Raw genomic sequence first — 7,675 nt, 5'->3', positions numbered from 1 at the left:
TCATAATTCTCTGGCTGATTCAACAAATCATCACCAGCTTTTAAAGTATCAAAAGCAAATTGATAATTCTCCTGCTGACAATGATGATAAAAAGCATCTATATAATCTGTTAAATCATCTTCCCAATCCCAATTTTCCAGCCAATCACCTTCTATATCATCAACATAAAGATGAATATAATCAGAACCATAAGTTTGTTTATCTAGCTGCAACTGTTGGGATGCTTCCAGATACTTTTCATCTACCTCGGAAGTTGACTGATTATAAATACTTACATTCTTAGTCATCTTTATTTATTTCTTCTTCTGTGTTCTCAACTGCAAAAGCTTCAATAGCAGTAAAAACTTGTTGTACTGTTTTCGGATGTAGAATCTTACCTGAATGAAAAGGAATCACTACTCTAACATTTTCTCGAAAATAAATTCTGTGACTACCTTTGCTTCTCATTTCTATAAAACCAGCATTTAATAGTAATTTTTCAGATTCTTTGGCAGTTAGTCGCGGCAGTTTAGGCAACTTTCACCTCCAAAGTCATAGTTAATATGTCTTTGTGCTGAAGTGCTTGTTTCTCAAATTCTGATAATGTTTCTATATATAATTCAACAGCTTCTTTGATATTTGCTTGTACTGTTTCTAATGAATCACCTTCAGATTGACATCCAGGAAGTTCAGGACAATAAGCATAATAGCCATGTTCATCTTTTTCAATGACAATACTAACTTTATAGGACATAAGTAACTTCTATTTGATGATTAATGACTGACTATTATATCATAGTTCATTATTTTGCATATCTATAGGAATCCGGTTTGATTCCTGATAGCGTTCACGCAGTGTGCCGTTCGCGGTAGCGTGCCGGAGGCATCAGGCATAGCGTGGCGTTAGCCATATTTTCCTACGTAGGAAGGCAAGAGGCAATCATGCAAGAGGTAAGAGGATTCAAGAATATAAAGGTTTACCGAGTTCCGTTCAAAAATCAAATAGGAGTCCTATAGCACAGGTTGGCGGAAATAAGATAACTATTAAAAGCTCGGAAATTGGTTGATTACAAGGCTTGAAAATGGTTCATTTACTTAAGCTGCACGGTACTAGTTAAAGATATTTATTCTGGGAAATAATTTGTTTTTCTTAATCGAATTTTTCCTTGTCTGAATGATCATCTTCATTAGATTTTTTCATTCCTTCTTGGAAATTTCTGAGACTTTTTCCCAAGACTCCTCCCAATTCAGGAATTTTCTTCGGTCCAAAAATCAAAATCGCAACTATGGCAATAATCCCTACTTCCGGCCAGCCTAATCCAAACATGATGATTTTCCTCTTGAGTCACTGTAATTAACTATAGAATTTATTCTGTTATAATTGGCATATTTAACCAATGACTTAATTCCCTGGCTAACCATTCCAGTTCTCCTACCGATTTAATCGGAAAATTATTAACACTAAACTCAAATTTTTCTACCCCTGCCCAAATTACCAATTTTGCAGGTACTTGAGTTTTATTCCCGTCTGAGTCTTTAGTAAAATATTGGGGTGTATAAACCAGTTTATTAATACTTTCTCTGGAAACTGAACGACAACGGGGGATTTTCCATTTCCCTAACTGGTGATTAAGAGAAATTTGTTGCTGATCTATATGTATGCTGACACCACCAAATAAGCCGTATACTATACCGTAAATCATCGAAAAACCTACACCCCAAAAAGGTAGGGAGAACAACGCAAAGGGTATATTACCGGGAAAAGGTGCAGAAAGAGCGCCAATAGTCCAAACTAAGATAAATAAATTCCAAAATATGGCAAAAAAACCCATAAACACCATTGAGGATTGAAAGCCAACGGGAGGAATAGTAATGTCTAAAGCATCTTCATTTTTTGTGAGTTTAACTTTACTACCCGCTGGTTTGTCCTGCTGCTGCTGTTGTTTGAGAGTCCAATTATTCTTATCCCAATACCAATCACCTCGTGTTAATTCTAATGGGATGATTTCTCTGGAAAAATCCTTTTGTAAAACAGACAAAGCTTCACTTGCAGAACTCAAGCGTTTTTCTAAACTAATTTGTGTCATCCACTTTAGCCAGTTGGTTAAACTGGGACTCAGGTTAGTTGCTTGCTCAAACTGAATGCAAAAATCCTTTTGGGGTAAATCTGCTGGGTGAGTCCCCGTTACCAAATATATCAGAGTTGCACCTAAACTATAAAGGTCAGAAGCGGGAACAGTACGCCCTCCAAACTGTTCCTGTGGCATATAACCATAAGTTCCGACAACAGTTCTTGTCCCTCCTTCTGTTGCTAGGACGGTCTGGACTGAACCAAAATCTATTAAATAAACTGGACCAACGCTATTACCAGAGCGCTCTCCTAATAAAATATTGCTAGGCTTAAGATCACGGTGGACAACAGGTGGATTTAAATTATGTAAATATATAAGAATCTCCAAAACGGATGAAGCGATTTCTTTAACTTCAATTTCTGTAAATTTTCTCCCAGTTTGTAAATATTGCTCTAGAGTTTGGGCTGGTATATAAGTTTGGACAAGGGCAAATCCTTGATATTTAGCGGAATTTACTTCAAAATAGTCTAAGTAGGCAGGAATCTGAGAATGTGATAAAGACTTTAAGGTTTGGGCTTCTCTCTCAAACAACTTGAGATCATCCCATTCAAAATCACTACCGAAAGCAAGTAACTTGACAATTACCGATTTTCCAGTTACTAAATCAGTAGCGAGAAAAGTCCTTCTGCCGGCTTTTTTGCCTAGCTGTTGTTGAAGTTCGTAACGATTAGCTAATATTTCCCTGTTCATCATTGCAGTTTCCTGATGTCACTTGTCAGTATTAGGTAGGTTGGCGTTGAAAATTGTCGTTATAGCAAGGCAAGAGTAAGGAAGTTTTCAGCGATTTTACGTTTCTTTACACAGTTTGGTTTTATTGTGTTCACCTACTTAGGGTTTGCTGGTAGCGTGGTGTTAGCCATACTCCTGAATGGGCGCAGTCCCTGCGCCTCTACCTCCTGATAGCGCAGCGTGGTGTTAGCCATACTTCTGATAGCGCAGCGTGGCGTTAGTCATAAGTAATTGGACAAAAATATTTACAGTCATTGCGAGCGAAGGGAAGCAATCACAACCCTGGCGATTGCTTCATTTCACTTCGTTCCATTTACAATGACATTGTGTAACTAATTCTGTCCCATTACTTACTTCTAGCCCTCACAGATAACTTTTTCAGCAAACTCTACTTAATACCAAAATTATCGTCCCTATTTCCAATTGTTAAATTTTAATTGTTAATTGTTAATTGTTAATTGCTTATGCCTTCCCCACTTTGGCCTTACATCACCCCAGGTATTCCCGACGAATTATTTGAGAATTTACCAGGTATTCCTCTGAGTCAGCGAGAATTAAGATTGTTGTTGATTTCCCAATTACGACTACAAGCTGATTCGGTATTGTGGGATATTGGTGCAGGAACAGGTACAATTCCTATAGAGGTAGGTTTATTGTGTCCCCAAGGACGGGTAATTGCTATCGAGAGGGACGAGGATGTTGCTAATCTAATTAGACGCAACTGCGATCGCTTTGAAGTCAAAAATGTCGAAGTCATTGAAGGTAGCGCTCCAGAATGCTTAGACCAAATCAAGTCAGCACCTGATCGCATCTGCATTGAGGGAGGAAAAGCCATACAGGAAATTGTCCAAGCTGCATGGCAGTATTTACCAACATCTGGTCGAGTGGTCGCCACTGCTGCTAATCTGGAAAATCTGTATACCATTTCTCAAAGCTTTTCTCAGTTAAGAGTTAGGAATATTGAAGTTGTCCAATCAGCAGTTAATCGCTTAGAAACACGGGGCTATTCTCAAACATTTGTAGCAGCCGATCCTATTTTCATTCTCAGTGGTGAGAAACTAGAGTGAACTACTCCGCCGTAAAACGGACGGAGCTTCCCAATTGATCGGGAATAGCCGCTAGAACGGCGACACTTACCTATCAGCTTGATTATCGCTTACGGCATTGGTGGTCAAGATACACGATATCTTACAAAAAATCCTGGCGATTCCTCATCCCCTGCTCACAATCCCCACCTTAGGATTACATTGAAGCTGGGGACTTCCACAAATTGTTAAATTCCTTCGGTTTTCGGTTTTGGGTTGCATCCAAAATCCAAAATCTAAAATCCCAAATATTATCCTATGCCCTGGTCTCGAATTATTAGTGGAATTGTTGCGATTATCATGGCGCTATCTACAACCCTATTGGGGGGTTGGTATTTTACGATAGCGATCGCTATTGTCGTATTTTTAGGTCAACAAGAATATTTTAATTTAGTCCGCTCTAGAGGCATAACACCCTCAGTTAAAACTACCATGATTGTTAGTCAAGTTCTACTGGCAATTTGTACCCTGAATGGTAGTTTAGCTGATGCAATTATGCCCATAGCCGGGACTCTTATTTGTTTTTACCTACTTTTTCAACCCAAATTAGCCACCATTGCGGATATTTCCGCTTCTATTATGGGTTTATTTTATGTAGGTTACTTACCAAGTTACTGGGTCAGGTTACGGGGTATTGATCATGCTATTAGCAGTAATTTACCTTTAGGTGGTTATTGGCCATCTAATTGGCAAGATATCGGACAAGGCAATTTGACTGCCTTTCCCACAGGTTTAACTGCGACTATCCTCACGTTCTTATGTATTTGGGCTGCGGATATTGGTGCTTATACTTTTGGTAAATTCTTCGGGAAAACTCGGTTATCAGATATTAGTCCCAAAAAAACCGTAGAAGGTGCAGTTTTTGGTATTAGTGCTAGTGTAGCTGTTGCGATCGCAGGAGCTTACTTTCTCAATTTTCCCGACTGGTTAATCACTGGTTGCACATTGGGTCTAATTATTGGTATTGCTAGTTTGTTAGGTGACTTAACAGAATCTTTGCTGAAGCGTGATGCTGGTGTCAAGGATTCAGGACAATTGATCCCTGGTCATGGAGGGATTTTAGATCGCACAGATAGCTATATTTTCACTGCTCCTCTAGTGTATTATTTCATCACCTTACTTTTACCTTTACTAGAAAAAACGCTGTAATAGTAACCAAGAGAAGATATAGTCTCCAGTTGCCCGTATCACTCACAATAGCCATATAATTTAAAGTAAATTCAGGGAATATTGAATTTTGATTTTTTAATGATTATGGGTTAATGTTAATACGTCCATAACAACTAAGTTGTTCCGGTATCAGAGAAATTTTTTCGATATCAACATCTGTTCCCAGATTTATAATATAAGGAGAATTCTTTTCTAACAGCACCTCTTGATCAGTCTTGATTTGAACCTGTGTTAATTGTAGTTCTTGACCATTGAGCAGTTCTAAGCCTAAATAAATATCGAAAAATGCCCCTTCTATCTCAGAGACTGGGATACCATTCAGGATCAATACCTGATTGTCAAGGGTGATTTTTCGCCAAGTAATGTCCTTGGAATTTAGGCTATATTCTGCTAATAGTGGAATCAGTACATCATTTATAGCTGTTAATAATAATGGAGATGACAGAGAATTATTAAGATCCTGTTCAGCGATTATCAGCTTACCAACTACAGGTACTATTGCTGATAATTGTAAAGGTTGTCCTTTCAAAATTGAAGCCACATTCAGTTGGATCTTTTCTGCCCGAAGTTCAATTTGTGTAGCATGAAGACCTTGATACACGGCATTACTAGCAGAAATTGATACTCCAGGAATGCAACCAGACAGCAATTGGCGATCGCTTGCTGTAATATGTACCTCTAAATGAGATACTTGATTCAATTGGCTTCTTAACCAAAGCTTAATCGCTGATGTTAAAACTTTTGTAATGATCCTGACTTTGCTGTTATTTTTATTTGGGGAACTTGGTTCTGTCATTTTTCGACGGTTATATCAATGTAAATATGCTCAAAACTTGAGTATCTTAAACAAACCTTAAATTTAACATGGAAGTTTGTTAACAACAAAATGCAAACATTAGCAGTATAAAAATATTCAAGGGAAGAATCACAATTTAAACATGGAGGCACGGTTACAAAAAATTCTCGCTCAATGGGGTATCGCCTCACGACGTGAAGCCGAAGAAATGATTAGGCAATCACGAGTATGTGTGAATGGGGTAATAGCACATTTAGGACAAAAAGTCGATCCTCACCAAGATAAAATCTCTATAGATGGTCAACCTGTACTGGGAGAACAGCGTCCATCCAAAATGTATCTATTACTGCATAAACCAGCAGGAATTGTCTCCACTTGTCATGATCCCCAAGGAAGACTGACGGTTTTAGATCTCCTCCCGTCAGCATTAAGAACCGGATGGGGTATTCACCCGGTTGGTCGTTTGGATGTAGACTCGACGGGAGCATTGATTTTAACCAATGATGGAGAATTGACCTATGGACTTACCCATCCCAGTCATAGTATTGCCAAGACCTACCGTGTTGTAGTTCAAGGACATCCCCCAGCAAAGGTTCTCGAAAAATGGAGTCAGGGTATAGTTCTGGAAGGAAGAATCACAAGACTCGCTCAGGTGCATTTGATTGAAAATTATATTGATCAAAGCTGTTTAGAGATAGTTTTACAAGAAGGAAGAAACCGTCAAATTCGTCGTATAGCCGAACAGTTGGGATATCCAGTCATTAAGCTACATCGCACGGCTATTGGTTCAATTCAATTAAAAACATCAACAACAGCATCCTTGCCATCTGGTAAATACCGTCATCTTAGTCAGGATGAAATTAGTTTTTTAAATAAGCAGATAATTCGCACACCTATTAAGACAAAGCCGAGTTAAGGAGTAAAAGAAAAACATGAAATGGTTCAGAAAGAAGGGTAAACAGTCAATCAAACCTTCTATCCAGGAACATCAAGCCGAAAAGTTAGGGCAACTTGGCTCTCAACTAGGTTCGCTACGGCAGGAACAGGGTTTAACTCTAGATGAGTTAGTCGTATTCACCAGAATTCCTCGACGGCTTTTACAAGCCATTGAAGAAGGTAATTTAAGCGACTTACCAGAACCCATCTATGTTCAAGGCTTAATTAGACAGTTTGCAGACGCTTTAGGAATTCGTGGTGGAGAATTTGCTAGTCATTTCCCCATTGGTTCTCAATCAGTAAGTGTTCAATCAAATTGGAAAGTACAAGCTGTTCCTCAATTACGCCCTATTCATCTTTACCTGTTTTATATTGCACTAATTTTCTGCTCTGTTAACGGTTTATCCCAGTTGTTGAATAATTCGACTTTGCAAGCAAACAATCGCCAAATTCAACCAAAAACTGTAACCCAATTGGCAAAGCAAGAAGCGGTTAATAATACATTTATCAACAAGCAAGGGGATCAATCAGTACAAATTGGTGTCACCCTCAAGGCTTCATCTTGGATTAGTGTGGTTACGGATGGTAAAACAGCCTTTGAGGGAGTTTTACCACAAGGTTCTAGCCGCACCTGGAACGCCACCGAGCAACTGACAGTAAAAACTGATAATGCTGGTGGTGTGTTAATGAGTGTGAATCAGCAAAAAGCAAAGGAAATGGGAGAACTCGGCAAAGCTCAAGAAATCAACATCGCTGCCAAACCAAACCTATAGGAGTCAGGAGTCACCGAGTCAGGAGTCAGTAGGAAAATTCTTTCTCCCCCCCCAACTCCCTCAACTCCCCCAACT

At 38.9% G+C, this 7,675-nt stretch carries 9 protein-coding genes and 1 pseudogene; 4 read left to right on the top strand and 6 right to left on the bottom strand.

Translation table 11 applies throughout. The features are described from left to right. The 5 genes and pseudogenes from IQ228_RS16600 to IQ228_RS16580 all read right to left on the bottom strand — a co-directional run. Positions 1-287: pseudogene (locus tag IQ228_RS16600) on the bottom strand (hypothetical protein); the annotation flags it as partial. Further along, positions 280-516, bottom strand: a complete 237-nt coding sequence (locus IQ228_RS16595) for a type II toxin-antitoxin system HicA family toxin (RefSeq protein ID WP_027400864.1) — start codon at positions 514-516, stop codon at positions 280-282. The pseudogene IQ228_RS16600 and the gene IQ228_RS16595, both read right to left, overlap by 8 nt. Then, positions 509-733: a type II toxin-antitoxin system HicB family antitoxin gene (locus IQ228_RS16590; protein WP_027400865.1), complete on the bottom strand. Its 225-nt coding sequence runs from the start codon at positions 731-733 to the stop codon at positions 509-511. Before IQ228_RS16590 ends, IQ228_RS16595 begins: the two co-directional genes overlap by 8 nt. Before the next feature lie 396 nt (positions 734-1,129). Next, entirely contained in the window at positions 1,130-1,306 is a 177-nt protein-coding gene (tatA, locus tag IQ228_RS16585; RefSeq protein WP_193963593.1) for a twin-arginine translocase TatA/TatE family subunit, read from the bottom strand. A 40-nt stretch (positions 1,307-1,346) separates the two neighbouring features. Further along, a complete protein-coding gene (locus IQ228_RS16580; protein ID WP_193963594.1) occupies positions 1,347-2,801 on the bottom strand; it encodes a serine/threonine-protein kinase in 1,455 nt (484 codons plus the stop codon). Positions 2,802-3,304: 503 nt separating this feature from the next. On the opposite strand from IQ228_RS16580, the gene cbiT reads away from it, so the two are divergent. Both cbiT and IQ228_RS16570 read left to right on the top strand, forming a co-directional pair. Beyond that, a complete protein-coding gene (gene cbiT / locus IQ228_RS16575) occupies positions 3,305-3,907 on the top strand; it encodes a precorrin-6Y C5,15-methyltransferase subunit CbiT (RefSeq protein ID WP_027400867.1) in 603 nt (200 codons plus the stop codon). A 276-nt stretch (positions 3,908-4,183) separates the two neighbouring features. After that, the gene (locus IQ228_RS16570; RefSeq protein ID WP_027400868.1) at positions 4,184-5,074 is read left to right on the top strand and encodes a phosphatidate cytidylyltransferase; all 891 of its coding nucleotides are present in this window, start codon (positions 4,184-4,186) and stop codon (positions 5,072-5,074) included. A 103-nt stretch (positions 5,075-5,177) separates the two neighbouring features. Here IQ228_RS16570 and IQ228_RS16565 read toward each other — a convergent pair whose 3' ends face one another. Next, entirely contained in the window at positions 5,178-5,891 is a 714-nt protein-coding gene (locus IQ228_RS16565; RefSeq protein WP_193963591.1) for a DUF2993 domain-containing protein, read from the bottom strand. Positions 5,892-6,033: 142 nt separating this feature from the next. Between IQ228_RS16565 and IQ228_RS16560 the strand changes: the two genes are divergently transcribed. Together IQ228_RS16560 and IQ228_RS16555 are read left to right on the top strand one after the other, a co-directional pair. Next, positions 6,034-6,807: a pseudouridine synthase gene (locus IQ228_RS16560; protein WP_193963589.1), complete on the top strand. Its 774-nt coding sequence runs from the start codon at positions 6,034-6,036 to the stop codon at positions 6,805-6,807. A gap of 16 nt (positions 6,808-6,823) precedes the next feature. Beyond that, positions 6,824-7,600, top strand: a complete 777-nt coding sequence (locus IQ228_RS16555; protein ID WP_027400871.1) for a RodZ domain-containing protein — start codon at positions 6,824-6,826, stop codon at positions 7,598-7,600. The last annotated feature ends 75 nt before the right edge of the window (positions 7,601-7,675 follow it).

Origin of the sequence: Dolichospermum sp. LEGE 00246 (assembly GCF_015207865.1) — a bacterium.
GTDB lineage: Bacteria > Cyanobacteriota > Cyanobacteriia > Cyanobacteriales > Nostocaceae > Dolichospermum > Dolichospermum heterosporum.
Note: the sequence above shows the minus strand (reverse complement) of the source record. Positions and strands in the feature narration are given on the sequence as shown.

Excerpts from the sequence above, each read along its gene's own strand:
- IQ228_RS16590 (WP_027400865.1), bottom strand. The coding sequence starts at position 733 with ATGTCCTATAAAGTTAGTATTGTCATTGAAAAAGATGAACATGGCTAT.
- tatA (WP_193963593.1), bottom strand. The coding sequence starts at position 1,306 with ATGTTTGGATTAGGCTGGCCGGAAGTAGGGATTATTGCCATAGTTGCG.
- IQ228_RS16580 (WP_193963594.1), bottom strand. The coding sequence starts at position 2,801 with ATGAACAGGGAAATATTAGCTAATCGTTACGAACTTCAACAACAGCTA.
- cbiT (WP_027400867.1), top strand. The coding sequence starts at position 3,305 with ATGCCTTCCCCACTTTGGCCTTACATCACCCCAGGTATTCCCGACGAA.
- IQ228_RS16570 (WP_027400868.1), top strand. The coding sequence starts at position 4,184 with ATGCCCTGGTCTCGAATTATTAGTGGAATTGTTGCGATTATCATGGCG.
- IQ228_RS16565 (WP_193963591.1), bottom strand. The coding sequence starts at position 5,891 with ATGACAGAACCAAGTTCCCCAAATAAAAATAACAGCAAAGTCAGGATC.
- IQ228_RS16560 (WP_193963589.1), top strand. The coding sequence starts at position 6,034 with ATGGAGGCACGGTTACAAAAAATTCTCGCTCAATGGGGTATCGCCTCA.
- IQ228_RS16555 (WP_027400871.1), top strand. The coding sequence starts at position 6,824 with ATGAAATGGTTCAGAAAGAAGGGTAAACAGTCAATCAAACCTTCTATC.